Origin of the sequence: Vreelandella populi (assembly GCF_003989825.1) — a bacterium.
GTDB classification, from domain to species: Bacteria; Pseudomonadota; Gammaproteobacteria; order Pseudomonadales; family Halomonadaceae; genus Vreelandella; species Vreelandella populi.
On record NZ_RZHE01000006.1, the window covers coordinates 231167 to 248232 of the forward strand.

At 56.0% G+C, this 17066-nt stretch carries 15 protein-coding genes; 11 read left to right on the forward strand and 4 right to left on the reverse strand.

Going from position 1 to position 17066, the window contains the following annotated elements:
- Nucleotides 1–2 precede the first annotated feature (2 nt).
- On the reverse strand, nucleotides 3–989 hold the full coding sequence (gene cyoA, locus ELY25_RS06105; RefSeq protein ID WP_126950394.1) for a ubiquinol oxidase subunit II: 987 nt from the start codon (nucleotides 987–989) through the stop codon (nucleotides 3–5).
- A 276-nt stretch (nucleotides 990–1265) separates the two neighbouring features.
- A complete protein-coding gene (locus ELY25_RS06110) occupies nucleotides 1266–2063 on the reverse strand; it encodes a DeoR/GlpR family DNA-binding transcription regulator (protein ID WP_126950395.1) in 798 nt (265 codons plus the stop codon).
- A gap of 337 nt (nucleotides 2064–2400) precedes the next feature.
- Here ELY25_RS06110 and ELY25_RS06115 point away from each other — a divergent pair, with 337 nt between their 5' ends.
- From ELY25_RS06115 to ELY25_RS06150, 8 genes are all read left to right on the forward strand, one after another.
- Nucleotides 2401–3171 carry an outer membrane protein OmpK gene (locus tag ELY25_RS06115; RefSeq protein WP_126950825.1) on the forward strand — a complete coding sequence of 257 codons (771 nt, stop codon included), beginning with the start codon at nucleotides 2401–2403 and terminating at the stop codon, nucleotides 3169–3171.
- 34 nt (nucleotides 3172–3205) lie between these two features.
- Nucleotides 3206–4489, forward strand: coding sequence for a NupC/NupG family nucleoside CNT transporter (locus ELY25_RS06120; RefSeq protein ID WP_126950396.1), 1284 nt, complete (start codon nucleotides 3206–3208; stop codon nucleotides 4487–4489).
- 73 nt (nucleotides 4490–4562) lie between these two features.
- Nucleotides 4563–5354, forward strand: a complete 792-nt coding sequence (gene deoC / locus ELY25_RS06125) for a deoxyribose-phosphate aldolase (RefSeq protein ID WP_126950397.1) — start codon at nucleotides 4563–4565, stop codon at nucleotides 5352–5354.
- A gap of 1 nt (nucleotide 5355) precedes the next feature.
- A complete protein-coding gene (gene deoA / locus ELY25_RS06130) occupies nucleotides 5356–6684 on the forward strand; it encodes a thymidine phosphorylase (RefSeq protein ID WP_126950398.1) in 1329 nt (442 codons plus the stop codon).
- A gap of 27 nt (nucleotides 6685–6711) precedes the next feature.
- Nucleotides 6712–7956 carry a phosphopentomutase gene (locus ELY25_RS06135; RefSeq protein ID WP_126950399.1) on the forward strand — a complete coding sequence of 415 codons (1245 nt, stop codon included), beginning with the start codon at nucleotides 6712–6714 and terminating at the stop codon, nucleotides 7954–7956.
- Nucleotides 7957–7988: 32 nt separating this feature from the next.
- Nucleotides 7989–8714, forward strand: coding sequence for a purine-nucleoside phosphorylase (deoD, locus tag ELY25_RS06140; protein WP_126950400.1), 726 nt, complete (start codon nucleotides 7989–7991; stop codon nucleotides 8712–8714).
- Nucleotides 8715–8738: 24 nt separating this feature from the next.
- A complete protein-coding gene (gene cdd, locus ELY25_RS06145) occupies nucleotides 8739–9146 on the forward strand; it encodes a cytidine deaminase (protein WP_126950401.1) in 408 nt (135 codons plus the stop codon).
- Nucleotides 9147–9332: 186 nt separating this feature from the next.
- Nucleotides 9333–10457 (forward strand): aminotransferase class V-fold PLP-dependent enzyme, encoded by a 1125-nt coding sequence (locus ELY25_RS06150; protein WP_126950402.1) that lies wholly within the window; start codon nucleotides 9333–9335, stop codon nucleotides 10455–10457.
- Nucleotides 10458–10553: 96 nt separating this feature from the next.
- On the opposite strand, the gene ELY25_RS06155 is transcribed toward ELY25_RS06150, so the two are convergent.
- Nucleotides 10554–11990 (reverse strand): hypothetical protein, encoded by a 1437-nt coding sequence (locus ELY25_RS06155; protein WP_126950403.1) that lies wholly within the window; start codon nucleotides 11988–11990, stop codon nucleotides 10554–10556.
- Between the two features lie 136 nt (nucleotides 11991–12126).
- Here ELY25_RS06155 and ELY25_RS06160 point away from each other — a divergent pair, with 136 nt between their 5' ends.
- Nucleotides 12127–13086, forward strand: a complete 960-nt coding sequence (locus ELY25_RS06160) for a J domain-containing protein (protein WP_126950404.1) — start codon at nucleotides 12127–12129, stop codon at nucleotides 13084–13086.
- A 16-nt stretch (nucleotides 13087–13102) separates the two neighbouring features.
- Nucleotides 13103–13531, forward strand: a complete 429-nt coding sequence (locus ELY25_RS06165) for a hypothetical protein (protein WP_126950405.1) — start codon at nucleotides 13103–13105, stop codon at nucleotides 13529–13531.
- Here the strand turns inward: ELY25_RS06165 and ELY25_RS06170 are convergent.
- Nucleotides 13451–15877, reverse strand: a complete 2427-nt coding sequence (locus ELY25_RS06170; protein WP_126950406.1) for a mechanosensitive ion channel domain-containing protein — start codon at nucleotides 15875–15877, stop codon at nucleotides 13451–13453. The genes ELY25_RS06165 and ELY25_RS06170 overlap by 81 nt on opposite strands.
- A 175-nt stretch (nucleotides 15878–16052) precedes the next feature.
- On the opposite strand from ELY25_RS06170, the gene ELY25_RS06175 reads away from it, so the two are divergent.
- The gene (locus ELY25_RS06175) at nucleotides 16053–17060 is read left to right on the forward strand and encodes an amidoligase family protein (RefSeq protein WP_126950407.1); all 1008 of its coding nucleotides are present in this window, start codon (nucleotides 16053–16055) and stop codon (nucleotides 17058–17060) included.
- Nucleotides 17061–17066: the final 6 nt, after the last annotated feature.

The following is a 17066-nucleotide window of genomic DNA, read 5'->3' on the forward strand; positions in this document are numbered from 1 at the left end:
GGTTATTCTCCCGCCTCATTGCTGACGGTTTGGCCATCCTCGGCCTCTCCATCTGCTTGGTTGTCGGTCGTTTGATAGGCTTCATTGCTATCGATTGCTGGCGCGCGAGGCGCATCCTGAGTGTCGGTGTCAGGGTCGCTGCCGGTATGGAAGCTGGACACCAAGCGCTCATAGAATTCAGGTGTTACGTCAGAGAAGTACTCAACGGGATGGAACGACGAACGCTCCGCCAGTTCAGAGTACCCTTCTGGATAGGTCAGCGTATCAGATGACTGCGCAACTTCAGCAACCCAGGCGTCAAAGTCAGCGTCTGAGGTGACGTGAGCATCAAAAATCATGCCGGCGAAGCCAGCACCGCTATAGTTGGTCGAACGACCACCATAAGTGCCAATTTCGTTTGCCTGAAGATGAACGTCGTTATCCATTCCGGCCATGGCGTAGATTTGGCTGCCCAGTTGAGGAATGAAGAAGGAGTTCATTACTGAACCTGAGCTCACGCGGAAACGAACGGGCGTATCCACCGGGAAGGCAACTTCATTTACCGTTGCAATGCCTTGCTCGGGATAGATAAACAGCCATTTCCAGTCGAGTGCCACGGCCTGGATTTCAAGCTCGGCCACGTCGCTTTCAAGCGCACGGTGAGGATCAAGGTCGTGCGAGCTTTTCCAGGTAATCACGCCCAGAATGGCGACGATGACGACCGGAACCAGCCAGACAATAGCTTCGATCCAGTTAGAGTGCGCCCAGTCGGGCAGGTATTCAGCCATCGTATTGCTACGGCGATAGTACCAACCAAACACTATCGTCATGACAATAACGGGGATGACCACGATCAGCATCAGGCCAAAAGAACTCAAAATCAGTGAACGCTGGGTTTCACCGACCACGCCTTTTGGGTCCATCAAGGCCGAGCTACAGCCTGCGAGCAGCAAGCAAAGCGCAATGAGCACCAGAGTGCCTGTCCTGCGCCAGTAGGAAGGTTGTTGCATGGTGCGATCTCGTCAGAGTTGCGTTACAAAACTAGCCGCCACACAGCAAGCCAAACGTTATGCCATATGCCAACTAACTATCACCCCATACTTTTCCCAAAACACTCCACCAGCATGAACTGCCTTTGCTCCGGGAAAAATATGCGCTACCGGGGTAGGAAGCAGGTAGCGGATTGAGCCGACATCCTAACATGAAGGAGGCCAGTTCTAACTGGCGTATTTTCCTTTGATCTAAACAGCGAAGCAAAGCGACGATTTGACGCACCCGGGTGCGACCTAAGGGTGTGACATCTGGCAGATTGAGGCGGGAGGTGAGCTGACCAGAAGCGTCTGCCCGGTAAAGCGGGCGAGCAGCTCAGGTGCGCACCCTTCATTAGTCACGATTGTGTCGAAATCGTTCAATGAAGCGAAGTAGGCCGGACGTACAACCCCGAACTTGCTCGCATCAACGACCAGAAAACGCTGCAACGCCGAGGCAATGGCCGCCTGTTTGGGGGCGACCTCATGAAAATGGAAACAGCTGACGCCACGCCCACAGTCGACCCCGGCGGCTGAGATAAACGCCTTATTGATACCGATTCGCTCGATGGCGCCCTGTACATCGTCACTATCAAACGACTGAGACGCAGCGCAGTAGACCCCACCCAGAAGAATAAGACGCACGTTGGGCAACGTGGCAACCGACGAAGCAACGTTAAGTGCGTACGTGACGATCGTCAGCTCGGCAAAACGGCCAAGCTGGCCCAACAGAGGAATCAGCGTCGAGCCACAGTCGATAAACAGCGTATCGCCCTCTTCGATGGCGCTTGCCGCGCGTTCACACAGGGCGTGCTTCACCGCACAGTGGCTGGCCTGCTGCTCGTTGAGATCATACACCGGCGTAACGCCTGGGTAGCGGGTCATCACCAGCCGCCCCCCAAGCAGCGTCATCGACGAAGGCTGCGTTGAAAGGTCGCGACGTATGGTCATTTCCGAAACGCCGCACAAGATGGCGGCATCGCGCAGATGCAGCGTACCGCCACCGGCAAGCGTTTCCTCAAGTAGGTTCAGGCGCTGGGCACTGCGGTCGTTCATGCAGAGCTCTCCTTACAGGGCGTTATTATGCGTTTTTTATAATGTTGCGCGAGCGGCCACGCAATTACCATCTCTTTTAAAGGCAGGGCTTTTCCCGCGCTTTACCAAGCACTTGCCCTCTCCCCCACCCAAGAGCTGCCGCATTTAAATAACGTTAGTCAGCTTTGTTATAAATCGACGTTAAAAAAATAACACGCAATGTTATAATTCTAACAGCCACGCCAGTTCACATAATTCCAATCCTGACTAAATCGTGGTTAATTTTCTTGAGGCTTACATGACGGCTCCTACTTTTATGCGTACTTCCCATCTCGCCACTCTGAGTGTCGGCGTATTAATGGCGGGTATCACCCCGGCGTTGGCAAACGACTCCCAGCCACTTCATCCGCTGTGGTCATTTGCCAACGTCTCGGTCAACTACCTGGATTGGTCCAACGGTACTGAGCGCCGCACCGCTTCAAATGCGGCCAAGAGCGACTTCACCTATGTAGAGGTAGAAGGCGGTGCCGGCTTCAGTTGGGGCGAGTTCTACGGCTTTTTTGATTTCGAAAATCCGACAAACGACCAGTTCGATCAATCAAGCGGCGGCAAGGACAACTTCCGCACGGCAGGCAAGGTAACCTCCCACATCTACCTGGGCAATAGTCCGCTATCCCTTTATGCCCACGTTTATGATTTCCGCGACTACGGCTATGAAAGCCGCGAACAGGATCAAATTTTGGGGCTGGGATACCGCACTACTTTCGCCAACGGTTTGTGGTTCAAACCGTTTATCGGCGCCGCACGGGTACAAAGTAATAGCTACACGGGCATGAACGGTTATATGGCCGGCTGGGTCGCGGGCTATGATTTCGCCGCTTTGAATCAGAACTTCAGCGTGACTAACTGGCACGAGCAGACCTTTGGCCGTGACGACGATTACCTGGAGCAGAACTACGTCGGCGACAAGGCGGGAAGCGTGGGCACCAATGGTGCGCTAAGCTTTTGGTGGCAGCCCACTGGCCTGATCACCACGGGCGTTCAGTATCGCTACTCCGATAACAAGCTGGGCACGCCCAACGATTATCAAAACGCGATGATCTACTCCGTCAAGCTCAACTTACTTTAAACGAGCCCCCCTCGCGGACTCAAAGGATCCCCATATGACACTCCTTATGAGCTTGGTTGGTATGATCACTCTTGTGATCATCGCCCTGATCTTTTCTTATGATCGCAAGTCGATTCGCCTGCGCACGGTGCTCGGTGCCTTTGCCATTCAGGCAGGTATCGGTGCTTTTGTACTCTATGTGCCTTTTGGTCAGGCGGTTCTACAGACCATCTCCGCCGGGGTAAGTCAGGTACTGGTTTATGCCAACGACGGTATCGGTTTTCTGTTTGGCGGCCTGGCAGACGTCGATAACATCGGCTTCGTGTTTGCGATCAAGGTTCTGCCGGTCATCATTTTCTTCTCTTCGTTGATTGCCGTACTTTACTACCTGGGCATCATGCAGTGGGTCATCCGGATTCTGGGCGGTGCCCTGCAAAAGGCGCTGGGCACTTCGCGTACTGAATCGCTTTCCGCGACGGCAAACATCTTTGTGGGCCAGACCGAAGCGCCGCTGGTGGTGCGTCCGTTTATCGCCCGTATGACGCCTTCCCAGCTGTTTGCGGTGATGTGCGGCGGTCTGGCATCAGTAGCAGGTTCCGTGCTGGCAGGCTATGCCGCGCTGGGCATTCCGATGGAGTATCTGGTGGCCGCATCCTTCATGGCGGCGCCGGGTGGTCTGCTGTTTGCCAAGCTGATTATGCCGGAAACCCAGGACGCCACCGACAGCGACAGTATCTCCAGGGTCGATGAAGAGCTTCAGGAGCAGGAAGACAGGCCCACCAACGTGCTGGACGCGGCGGCCTCCGGCGCTACATCCGGCCTGATGCTGGCGGCCAACGTAGGCGCCATGCTGCTGGCCTTTATCGGTTTGATTGCCCTGATCAACGGTATTCTGGGCGGTGTGGGTGGCTGGTTCGGGTTTGAGTCTTTAAGCCTTGAAATGATTCTGGGCTGGCTGTTTGCGCCGCTCGCCTTCATGCTGGGTGTGCCTTGGGCAGAAGCCACGCTTGCCGGCTCCTTTATCGGCCAGAAGCTGGTGGTTAACGAGTTTGTCGCGTTTATTAATCTGGCACCCTACATTGATGGGGAACAGGTGGTCGCCGCGACGGGTCAGTTAATGACGCCCCATACCATGGCCATCTTGTCATTCGCCTTGTGTGGCTTTGCCAACCTGTCCTCCATTGCCATTTTGTTGGGCGGATTGGGCAGCATTGCACCCACGCGTCGCGCTGAAATAGCCCGCTTTGGGGTAAAAGCCGTATTGGCCGGTACATTGTCCAATTTGATGTCCGCCTCGATTGCCGGCTTTTTCATCGCGTTAAGCAGCGTTACCAGTTAATTCTGTCTAACGTCCCGGGCACTGTGCGGTTTTGTGCAGTGCCCGTTTATATTTTCTGATTTGCGAGAACTTCATGACCGCTTCTACTTCGATTGAACTTAACCAGGCTGCCCGCCAGGCGTTATCCCTGATGGATTTAACCAGCCTGAACGACAGCGATACCGACGCGACCATCGAAGCACTTTGCCAGCAGCTTAAAACGCCTTACGGCAACCCGGCGGCCGTGTGCGTCTATCCGCAGTTCATTGTGACCGCTCAGCGTGCACTCACTGCCCACAAATTAAACGAGCTGGTAAAAATCGCCACAGTCACCAACTTCCCGGATGGCGGTGACGACATCATGGTTGCCGCCCGTGAAACCCGCGATGCGGTTGCCTCGGGCGCCCATGAGGTTGACGTGGTTTTCCCCTACCGCGCACTCATTGCGGGCGACGAAGAAACCGGGCTTGAGCTGGTTGAAATGTGCAAAGCCGCCTGTGCGGGCCAGGCCCAGTTAAAAGTCATCATTGAGTCAGGCGAGCTCAAGGAGCCAGCGCTTATCAAACGCGCCAGCGAGCTTGCCATTCAAGGTGGCGCCGACTTTATTAAAACCTCTACCGGCAAGGTGGCCACCAACGCCACGTTGGAAGCCGCAGAGATTATGCTGAATGCCATTAAGGCAAGCGGCAAAGACGTTGGCTTTAAAGCCGCAGGTGGCGTACGCACCACAGAAGAAGCCGCTGAGTACCTGGCGCTAGCGAGCAAGATCATGGGTAGCGCCTGGGTAACCCCTGCGCACTTTCGCTTTGGCGCATCGAGCCTTTTAGGCAATTTACTGAACACACTGGGCGGCGTAGAAAGCGCGGCACCACAAGGAGGCTACTAATATGCTCCCGCAGGAACTGATTCGTTTAAAGCGTGATGGCAACCCGCTGGCAGCGGCAGATATCAAAACGTTCATTCAGGGCATTGCCGATGACCGTATCAGCGACGCTCAGATCGGCGCCTTCACCATGGCGGTATTTCTTAACGGCATGAACCGCGAGGAAGTCGTGGCCCTGACCACCGCCACGCGTGATTCAGGTCACGTCATGCAGTGGGACTCGCTCAATTTGCCAGGACCGGTTGTGGATAAACATTCCACCGGCGGCGTGGGTGATCTGGTGTCATTAGTGCTCGGCCCATGGGTTGCGGCATGTGGCGCGTTTGTACCCATGATTTCAGGCCGTGGCCTTGGCCACACCGGCGGTACGCTGGACAAGCTTGAGTCGATCCCCGGCTACGACCCCTACCCTGCCCCTGAGCGCTTTGGCGATGTAGTGAAGTCCACCGGCGTTGCGATTATCGGCCAGACCGGCAACCTGGCACCGGCGGATAAGCGCATTTACGGTGTGCGTGACGTCACCGCGACGGTTGAGTCCATTCCGCTGATCACTGCTTCCATTCTGGGTAAGAAGCTTGCCTCCGGCCTTGATGCACTGGTCATGGATGTCAAAGTCGGCAGTGGCGCGTTTATGCCCACCACGGAAAAGTCCCACGAACTTGCCAAAAGCATCGCCTCGGTTGCTACCCAGGCCGGCACACCGACGACAGCGCTTTTGACCGATATGAGCCAGCCGCTGGCACCGTGTGCGGGCAACGCGATCGAAATTGTTGAGACGCTGGAGCTGCTGCGCGGCGAGCGCCCCAACAGCCGCGTAATGCAGGTCACCCGTGAGCTGGCCGTGGAAATGCTCATGGCAGGCAAACTGGCGAAAAGCCGTGATGACGCCCTGAGCCAGCTTGAAAAAGCCCTGACCTCGGGTGCGGCAGCCGAAGTATTCGCGCGCATGGTGCGCGAGCTGGGCGGCCCGGGTGACTTTATGGAGCGCTCCGACAGTTACCTTGCCAAAGCCAACGTGGTTAAACCCGTGTATGCCGAGCAGTCGGGCAATGTACTGCGCATCGATACCCGCGCAGTGGGCATGAGTGTGGTGGAGCTGGGCGGCGGTCGCCTGCGTAACGACGCTAGTATCGATCATAGCGTGGGCTTCAGAGCCATTGCCGAGCTAGGCACCCAGGTAGATAGCCAGCAGCCGCTAGCCTTCGTTCACGCGCGTAGCGATGAACAGGCTGACCGCGCCGCTGCCCAGCTGCGTGCTGCCATCACTATTGGCACGGGTGAAGCGACGATTGATTCACTGCTCCAGGAAACTTATCGCGGTGAAGAGCTTTAATTAGCACCGTCTGACGAGGAAAACGCCATGAAACGTGCAATTGTGCTGGTACTAGACTCCTTCGGCATTGGCAGCGCCGCCGATGCTGCCGCCTTTGGCGATGAAGGCTCGGACACCTTGGGCCATATCGCTGCCGCCTGTGCGCGTGGCGAAGCCGATACGGCTGAGCGCTCAGGCCCCTTAAAGCTGCCCAACATGGCCAAACTGGGCCTGTTTCACGCCCACCGGGATAGCACCGGCACTGTTGCCGAAGGCGTTGCCCTACCCGAGGTGCTCGAAGGTGCCTACGCGCATGCCCAGGAAATTTCCAGCGGTAAGGACACCCCGTCAGGCCACTGGGAAATCGCTGGCGTGCCGGTACGTTTTGACTGGGGCTACTTCAGCGACAAGACCGAAAGCTTCCCTGCTGAGCTGCTGGATAAGATTGTTCAGGCGGCGGACCTGCCCGGTGTGATCGGCAACTGCCACGCCTCGGGCACCGAAATCATTGCCCGCCTGGGTGACGAGCATGTGCAAACCGGCAAACCGATTGTGTATACCTCGGCAGACTCGGTCTTCCAGATTGCCGCTCACGAAGAGCACTTTGGGTTAGATCGCCTTTACGCACTGTGCGAAACCGTGCGCGAGCTGCTGGAGCCTTACAACATCGGCCGAGTGATTGCCCGCCCGTTCATGGGTGAAGACAGCGCAAGCTTTGCGCGTACCGGCAACCGTCGCGACTACAGCATAGAACCGCCTTCGCCCACCGTACTGCAAAAGCTCGCCGATGCCGGTGGTGAAATGGTATCGATTGGCAAGATTGCCGATATCTACGCCCACTGCGGCATTACCCATAAAGTTAAAGCCAGCGGCCACGATGCGCTGATGGACGCGACCCTGGGTGAAGTGGCGCGCACTGCCATGGAAACCGGCGACCGCCCGACCATGATCATGACCAACTTTGTCGATTTCGACTCGGTCTACGGTCATCGTCGTGACGTGCCGGGCTACGCGGCCGCCCTTGAGCACTTTGACGCTCGCCTGCCGGAGCTGCTCGCCGCGTTGAATAATGACGATCTGCTGATCCTTACCGCGGATCACGGCTGCGACCCCAGCTGGGAAGGCACCGAGCACACGCGTGAATACATTCCTGTGATGGTCAGCGGCGCTGGGTTCGCGCCGGGGCCGATGGGCGCACGCGATACCTTTGCCGATATTGGCCAGACGCTGGCGGATTACTTCGACCTCCCTGCAATGGACGATGGCGAGAGCTTTTTATCTTACGCTGCCTGATGGCGCCATTTAACAAGACATAAGGAAACCACATGGCTACTCCGCATATTAATGCTGAACAGGGTGATTTCGCGGATACGGTATTGATGCCCGGCGACCCTCTGCGGGCCAAGTACATTGCCGAGACCTACCTTGACGACATACGTCAGGTAAACGATGTGCGCGGCATGCTGGGCTATACCGGCACCTATAAAGGCCGCAAAATTTCCGTTATGGGCCACGGCATGGGTATTCCGTCGGTCTCGATTTACGCTAAAGAGCTGATTACCGATTACGGCGTGAAGTCAATCATTCGCGTGGGTTCCTGCGGCGCGGTACGCGACGACGTTAACGTTCGCGACGTAGTGATCGGCATGGGCGCGTGCACCGATTCCAAAGTGAACCGCATGCGTTTCAACGATCACGACTTTGCCGCGATTGCGGATTTTGAATTGACAAGCCACGCCGTGGCCGCCGCCAAGGCGCAAAATGTGCCGGTGAAAGTGGGCAACATCTTCTCGGCTGACCTTTTCTACAACCCGCAGACCGATATGGCCGAGCTGATGAAGCGCTACGGCATTGTGGGTGTCGAGATGGAAGCCGCAGGCCTTTACGGCGTTGCCGCCGAGTTCGGTGCCCGCGCACTCACCATCTGCACCGTATCAGATCATATTTTGAAAGGTGAAGCGCTCTCCAGCGCTGATCGTCAAACCACCTTCAACGATATGATGGTGATCGCGCTGGATACCGTCCTGCGTGACGACGCCGCCAACGCCTGATTAGGCTAAACCGAGGAATCATTTATGAGCCAAGCAGACTCTGCTCTGGTCAACACGTTGCTTGATGCATTGAACAATGCCTACGTCCCTTATTCCGACCACCCCGTGGCGTCCATCATGGAGTGCCCGGACGGCCAACAGTTCGTAGGCGCTAACGTCGAAGTCGCCCACTACAAGGGGCTTTGTGCGGAAGCATCGGCGATTAGTGCGATGGTAACCGCTGGCCAGCGCGAACTTGCCAAGGTGTATGTGATGGGGCCGGGCGAGCACCTGTGCACGCCCTGTGGCGATTGCCGTCAGCGCATTCGTGAGTTCGCCACGAACGATACGCAAATTATGGTCATCTCCCGCCAAGGCGAAATACTCAAAACCTACACCATGGAAACACTGCTGCCGGACGCCTTTGGCCCCGAGCAATTGCCTCAACGCTAGGCTCCTTCATTACCGCGGTTATTGCCGCATCAGGCTGGTTGTCGCGTATGCCGCCGTCTCCATGACGGCGGTTTTTATTGCCTCATGAACCTCATCGGCTGCACTGGCCTCGTCTAACAATTCCTCGTACTCTGTAAGACACTTTATATCGCGTGATATGTACGCCTACTCATCAAGGAGAACGCCATGGCGGCCTTACTGCCCAACGTCGACCCCACTGGGCTACTCGAATACTCAGTGGTTTATACCGATCGTTCGCTCAACCATATGTCGCAGCAGTTTCAAAGCGTGATGCGCGATATTTCGACCACGCTGAAAGAGGTCTATAACGCCCACTCGACGGCGATTGTTCCGGGCAGCGGCACCTTTGGCATGGAAGCGGTCGCACGCCAGTTCGCCTTGGATCAGAAAACGCTGGTGATCCGTAATGGCTGGTTTAGCTACCGCTGGACCCAGATTATCGAGATGGGCCGCTTGACCGACCAGCACACGGTGCTTAAAGCCCGCCGCGTGAATGCCGATGATCCGCAGTCTCCGTTTGTGCCCGTACCCGCGGAAGAAGTCGCCGAGCGTATCCGCCAGGAAAAACCTGCCGTGGTATTCGCACCACAGGTGGAAACCTCTGCCGGTTTACTTTTGCCCGATGACTATATTCGCACCGTGGCGCAAGCGACGCGTGAGGTTGGCGGCCTGTTTGTACTAGATGCCATTGCCGCAGGTACGCTGTGGGTAGATATGCAGGATCTGAGCATTGATGTGGTGGTCAGCGCCCCACAAAAAGGCTGGAGCGGCTCGCCGTGCTGCGCCATGGTCATGCTTTCTGAACGCGCTACACAGCGTCTGGATGACACGCACAGTAACAGCTTCGCCTGCGATTTAGGCAAATGGCACGCCATCATGCAGGCTTATGAAAACGGCGGCCATGCTTACCATGCCACCATGCCCACCGACGCCCTGCGCCAGCTGCGCGATATCATGCAGGAAACCCGTGAATACGGTTTTGAAAAGGTAAAAGAGGAGCAACGGGCGATTGGCCATGACGTACGCGCCATGCTTAAACACCACGGGTTTGTTAGTGTGGCGGCGGAAGGCTTTGAAGCGCCGGGCGTGGTGGTCAGCTATACCGATGACGCTGGGCTTGTGGCCAAGTTTGCCCAGGCGGGCGTTCAGATCGCCGGCGGCGTGCCGCTAATGTGTGATGAAGGCGATGACTTCCAGACCTTCCGAATTGGCCTGTTTGGCCTGGACAAGCTTCACGAAACACAGCGCAGTGTGGACAATCTGGAACAGGCCATCAATTCGCTAGGCTAACTATCCCAAGCGGCCATGCCAGGTATGCGCGATGCCAACTTGGCGATCAACTGTCTGCCGATTTGAGCCCCCGAAGGCAGACGGTTGATCGCCGGCTCACAAGGTAGCATCTGGCGCTTCTTCTGCTCCCTCCCTGTTATCCGCAACCTTTTCTACATCCACAATACCCGAGCGGCTAACCACCACTTTCCAACGCGCCAGGTAAGGGGTGTCTTCACTCCCCGTCTCACGCACCACCAGGTTGAACAGATGACGCCGCTCCACGCTTTCACGCACCGCCTGACCATCTTTTAACCGATAGATATGGTGTTTCTCCTTACTCATCAGGCGGGTCAGCATCATAAGATCAATATGCAACGTTTCCCGGGTATGTTCATAGCCGCTTAGAAATCGGGTAGGCGACATGCGCGAGCTGGAACGGTAGTGCAGCACCATCTCTTCACGCTGGGCCACCGTACGCCGTCGCATCTGCTGAATATCTTTATCCAACGCGGCATAGCGCTTGTAATCAAACCATTCAAGCTGACGCCCCACCATGGTATTGCTGGTCGGGTCGACATACTGGCGCCGCCACTTGGGCCTCCCCCGACGCAATAACCGCCAAAGCGTATTGCGCAAGTCGTCCTTGAACACCTCGCGCATGGCGTAAAGTAGCGCCATGGCCAGTACAAACAGCGCCGTAATGTCGCCCACCACCTCGCGCAAGCGCAGCACGCTCAAGGTAACACACGCCATTACCACGGCCGTGGCGAGCGCTTTGACCGCTTTTTGCTCTCCGCTACCCAGCTCCAGCGATTCCTGCTTGAGGGTAATGGGATATTCAATCAGCCGCCTTAACAGACGCATCTTATTGGACATGCGCGTCGGGTCAGCCATCACGCGCTCAGCGTTGTACTGCTGCTCGCGCCGATATTCGCTTTCATGCTCACAAACACTGATAAAACGGCGCTTGATATCGCTAAAATCGCCGCCCCTGGGCATATGCGCCACCAAAGCAAGCAACTGCTGCTCGGTAAACCAGGAAAGGTAATTATCAATATTGGCAAAGTACTTATACAGGCGTTCATCGGAAGGCTGGTGGCGACGCAGCTTCTTTAAAATGTTTTCACTTAAATCCTGCATTTCATTTAACTGCTCGCACAGTGCCTGGCTACTTTCCTGAACATCGTCCGACTCATTTTGACGTTCACTACGCAACTTACGTTCGCCAGCTAAGAGTTTCTGGGTCGTCCGCTCCATGGCCACTACATACTGGTAGGCGTAAAGACTCAGGCTCAAGCGGTAGGACTCGCTGCCCAACTGATTTCGACTAACCAGCCGACTATGCACCAGCGGTAGATGATAGGCATCACTGGAGTAAGTTCGCGAGACGTTAATTGAGGCGTGATAAAATGCCTCTTCGGAAATGACATGAGTGTTCAAGCCAAGTTCTGCAGGCATGAAGAGATAGACATCAAGCCGGTGGGATGTCTCCTCCTTAAGCCGCCGGCTAAGGCGCAGATGGAAGCTGTTTTTGCGCTCAACGCTGATCACCTGCTCAATCTCCTGCTTTATTGCCTATCGTGATGATATACCATGGCATTAATTATAATGGTGAGTCATCTTGCGCGGTTATAGTGCACGGTCATGTTACACGATCGATTCACCTCTTTGCCTTTGGAGCCTGGGAATGTCCATTGCCCGTTTCTCACCCTTTGAGCTGCTGTTGCTAAAAAGCCGCAGCCAAGTAGATACGGCAAAGCTGCTGCTGTTAGCCTGGGTACTGGTTCATCGTCAGCATGTTTCGGAAGGTCAGCGACGCCGCCGCCTGGCTCAGGTCTCCGTGCACTTTCGTCATGGACACGACCTGGCGCCCATCATACACATTGCCCAGCAACAGGACCTGAAAGCGATCCAGCTTGCCGCAGAAGTGCTTCGTAAGGAGTGCTCTAAAGAGCATAGCCTTGGTGTGATGCATCAAGCCATTACGGTGGCAACGGACAGCGGCGAGCTCTCATTGGCGAATCACTACATCCTGCGTTTTTTGGCGGATTTACTCAACGTTGCCCCTCTCACGCTCAACACCCTGTTTCAGGAGCTGACGGGCAGCCCTTTGGCCGCGCCGGAAGACCCTAGCCGCGATGCGTACTGGCGAATACACGACGCCGATTATTATGCCCAGAAAGCGCGTGAGGCCGAGACCGCCCAGCAACAGGCGCGCGAAGCCCAGGAAAAAGCCGAGCGTCAGGAAAGAGAACGCCAACAGGAAGAGGCTGAACGTGCGCACGCTAAAGCCCAGGCCGAGGCTGAACGCGAAAGAAACCGTCAACAAGAGCAAACCCGACGCCAGGAGCAGCGCGAGCGCAAAAAACGCCAGCAACAGGAGTCCCAAGAGGGGGCGAAGCAAAGGAACTCTTATCAGCGTGCCTCATCACCGCCACCACCCGATCGCACAACCCGTGCCCTGGCCGTGCTGGGTTTGATGCCAGGTGCAAGTCAGGTGGAAGTGCGCAAGGCCTATCGGCGCATGGCACAATTACACCACCCGGACCGTTTCTATACCGAAAGCGAGCATCAAATTGCTCTCGCCTCGGCACGTTTTCAGCGCATCAAAAGCGCCTATGATTATTTAATGCACACCTACCGATAATAACCGGCCTACTTCTATGCGCGATCTGTACCAACGCCTTGGCGTTTCTCCCCAGGCAAACGATGAGGAGCTGCAACACGCCGTGGCTCGCTGCCCCAATAGCGCCTTACGCCAGGATGCTAAAGCTGTCTTCGAGGTGCCCAAACACCGCGAGAGCTACAACCAGACGCTCACGACGCTAAGCGACATTGGGCAACTGCGCGCCCGACTGGGGTTAACCCACGGCGCGCACTGGCAGGGTGATGTGGCCAACGATTTTTCGCTACCTGCCGACCAGGCCGTTTCCCGTCACGACGAACTGGTCGACCGCGTCAGCCAAGCGGTTGTACTTTACAACCGCTTGCGCGGACTGCGCGGCATCTGGCTACTTATCGTCACTTTCATCGTTGGTACGGGCATAGGTGTTGGGCTTGGGTTTACTCTGAGCCAAACGCTCGCTGCGTGAGGCATTGGGCGCACGTTCGCGCTCATCGCGCTTAACTTCGGCCTGGGTAGGTAGCGGCGCTGGCTTAGGCGGTGTGGGCCTGTGCTTGGGCGATTCCTGTCCCTCGTCCCCATTGGCATTTCCAAACGAGAGCTCAGTGCCTTCGTTAGATGCCATGCGGTCTTCAGAGCGGGCCTCCATGCTAACACTCAGACGCGGCACACCCAGGTCGATGGCCTGCTCTTCCATCCGCTGCTTCAATAACAGGTTAAAGGCGCGGGATACGTCCCACTGCATTTCCGGCGCCGTGCGAAAACGCATGCGCAATATCGGGCAGCCATCTTCAAACCCCTGCACGCCCTGCATTTCCAGCGGCGACCAGATGTAATGGCGCATCATCGGGTCCTTACGCAATTCCTGCGCGGTTTCCTGCATCAGCGTAATCGCATCGTCAATTTTCATATCATAGGGAATGCGAATCCGCATCAGCGCAATACCAAACTGGCGCGACATATTATGGATCGATTCGATACGGCTGAAGGTAATGATATGCACAACGCCATCCAGGTCGCGCAGCCGCACGGTGCGCAGCGTGAGCCCTTCCACCGTTCCCATATGGCTGTTGATGAGCACAAAATCATCCACCGCCAATGAATCTTCAATCAGGATGAAGATGCCGGTAATCAAATCCTGCACTAGCGTCTGGGCACCAAAACCAATGGCCAGACCAATCACACCGGCACCCGCCAGCAGCGGCGTGACGTTAACACCTAGATTCGCCAGTCCGGCAATAAAAGCGATGATTAAAATCGTGACAAAAATCACGTTACGGATCATCGGCGTAATGGTTTGCGCGCGTGCCTGGTTGACCCGCCGACCTCTCGCACGGCCTGACGAGGTAAGCGCCCGCTGAATTGCCGTATCGGCAAAGATCCACACCAGCCACGCTAATAGAATGGTCGCCCCCAGACTCACCAGGGCCTGGCCAATACGTGCACTGGCAACAGCCTGTTGCCCAAGCCCAAAGAGCGAGCCACCCCATACCTGCATGAAGAGCTCGGCAAACACCATCCACGAACAGATATGCGCCAGTACAAAGCCAAAGCGCTCCAAGCGTTTTCGGTATTGGCTGTAGCGATGACGATGGCGGCGTTTTTCAATCCGGGCCGCCTGGCGCCTTAACAGGCCGGTAATCACTAAAGTAAGCACCAAGAGGCTTGCGGAAATAATCGAGCGTGCCAGCGCCGTGCCCACATCACCTACGGTAATAAAGATGGCTAGTAACGAGCCACCGACTAACAGTAGCGCTGGTATATGCCAAAGCCCGCCCAGCGCACGGATCATCTCGACCGCCGCGCTGGCATCACGGCGCTGTTTATAGGGGCGATTACAAATCAGCTGGCGTACGGGGCGCTTGAACTTAAAGATAAACCGGGCTGATAAGAGCGCCGCCAGCATGTTGGCTAACACTGATATCAGGCTTGCAAGCTCCCCTCCTAGCAATTCCACCAAGCGGGTAGAGTTAACAGCATCTCCCAAGGCAATCAGTGCTCCGATCACAAACAGCCCGCGCAGGGCGCGCTGCTGCAGCAACTGAACGGCGGTAAATCGATGCCCCCGGCTGAAAAAGGCAATGACCGTCTCAAACACGACAGAAAGCGCTCGTCCACACAGGCAGATGTAGGCCACCACCAGAACCAGCATCCGCCCTGGGTTATATGACAGCAGTTGGCCAATTCCTAATGTAATCGCAAAGGCCAGCGCCCAGGGCAGCATGCGGCGCAAGAAGTGCGCGGCAAGCAGCCACGCCTTGGGGTCGCGGGGCAAATCCAGGGGCCAGTTCCGCCGGGTGGCGATCAGTCGCCCAAAGGCAACCATGACCACCAGCAGCGTGATCCAGATCACGGCTAGAACCGCGCCATCTGCAATGGCGCGAATTGCTGCGCCCTGGCCTGCACCATCATTAAGCGCGCGCAGGTCGGCCGCACCTTGCACCAGCTGTCTTGACCACTCATCAATTGGCGAGTCGCCAGCTTGCGCCTGCTCGCCGATATCGGTCAGCGTATCGGCAAGCGCTCCCAAAAGCCCCTGGCGCACCACTGTCTCTTCCTCGGCGGCATCGGCGGTAACCTGCAGCTCACGCAGTGAGTTCAACAGCTCAGTGCGACGCTCTTCATTTTCAAGCATGGCAATGACATCATTAAGCGAGCTTTGGAATTCATTGCTGCTAACGTCTGCTTCATTACTGGATTCTCCTCCCAAGTTGGGTAGCGAGACGCCGGGTACCTGCGCCTGGGCCGGCACTAGGCTGACCAGTACAACCAAAATGAGGCTGATGACAGTGTTGATTATCCAGTGCTGTCGCACGCCTTACTCCCAAAATGGATAGGTAAATGTTCCCGTACGGTGAAGTAGCTAACCATTACTCGCTACTCAACGGAATCGGTTCAGCCATCATGCGTGGCTATCTTCATACGCGACTATCTTCGTGCGGGACTATGATAGGCTGATAGTTTAAACGTTCATTTCACAGGATGCCGAGATGACGCTGCAAGCTCCCCCAAACCGGTTTAATAGTGATGGAAAACTGCGACACGTAGGTGTTGAAATTGAGTTTGCCGGTCTTCCACCACGTGATACGGCCCAGGTAGTACGTGAGCTGTTCGGAGGTGAGCTTAACGTTGTCAGCCCTCACCGCCTATTGGTTGAGAACAGCCGCTGGGGCGTATTCGGTATTGAGCTGGATACCCAGTATGCCCATCCTGACCAGGCGTTGCTTGATGAAAGTAGTGATCAGGATAGCGAATGGAAGCGGCATCAGCACCAACGCCGGGTGGAGTTTCATCAAAAAACCCGTGAATTGATTGGTGATATGGTATCAGGCTTGGTACCCACGGAGCTGGTCTGCCCGCCAATTCCGTGGAGCGAACTTGAAAATCTGGATACCATTTTTCAGGCGCTGCGCGACCAGGGGGCTAAAGGGACAGACGCCAGTCTGCTGTACGGATTTGGCCTGCATCTTAACCTTGAGGTCGAGTGTTTGAACGTTGAGTATCTATTAACGATGCTGCGCGCTTACCTGCTGATGGCCCACTGGCTGCGCGACGAGATCCAGGTGGATATCACTCGCGAAGTGCTGCCTCATGCCAATCCTTTTCCCAAAGACTACGCGTTAAAGGTTTTGGATAGCCGCTACCAGCCGGACCTGGATACGTTTATCGACGACTACCTGCATTATAACGCCACGCGAAACCGCGAGCTTGATCTACTTCCTTTATTTGCTTATCTGCGCCCTGATCACACTCACGAATTGCTGCATACGAAGCTCATCAAACCCCGCCCCACTTTTCATTACCGGCTGCCCAACGCCCAGCTTTCACAGCCAGGATGGGGAGCAGTTACCGAGTGGAACCGTTGGGTCGAAGTGGAAAAATTGGCCGCGGACAAGACAGTCCTTCATGCACGCTGCGCTGAATATATTGCCGAGCACAACCGGCCCATCTTTTCACGCCTGAAAGACAAGCTGATGCAGTGGGCGAAACGGCATTAATGTGAA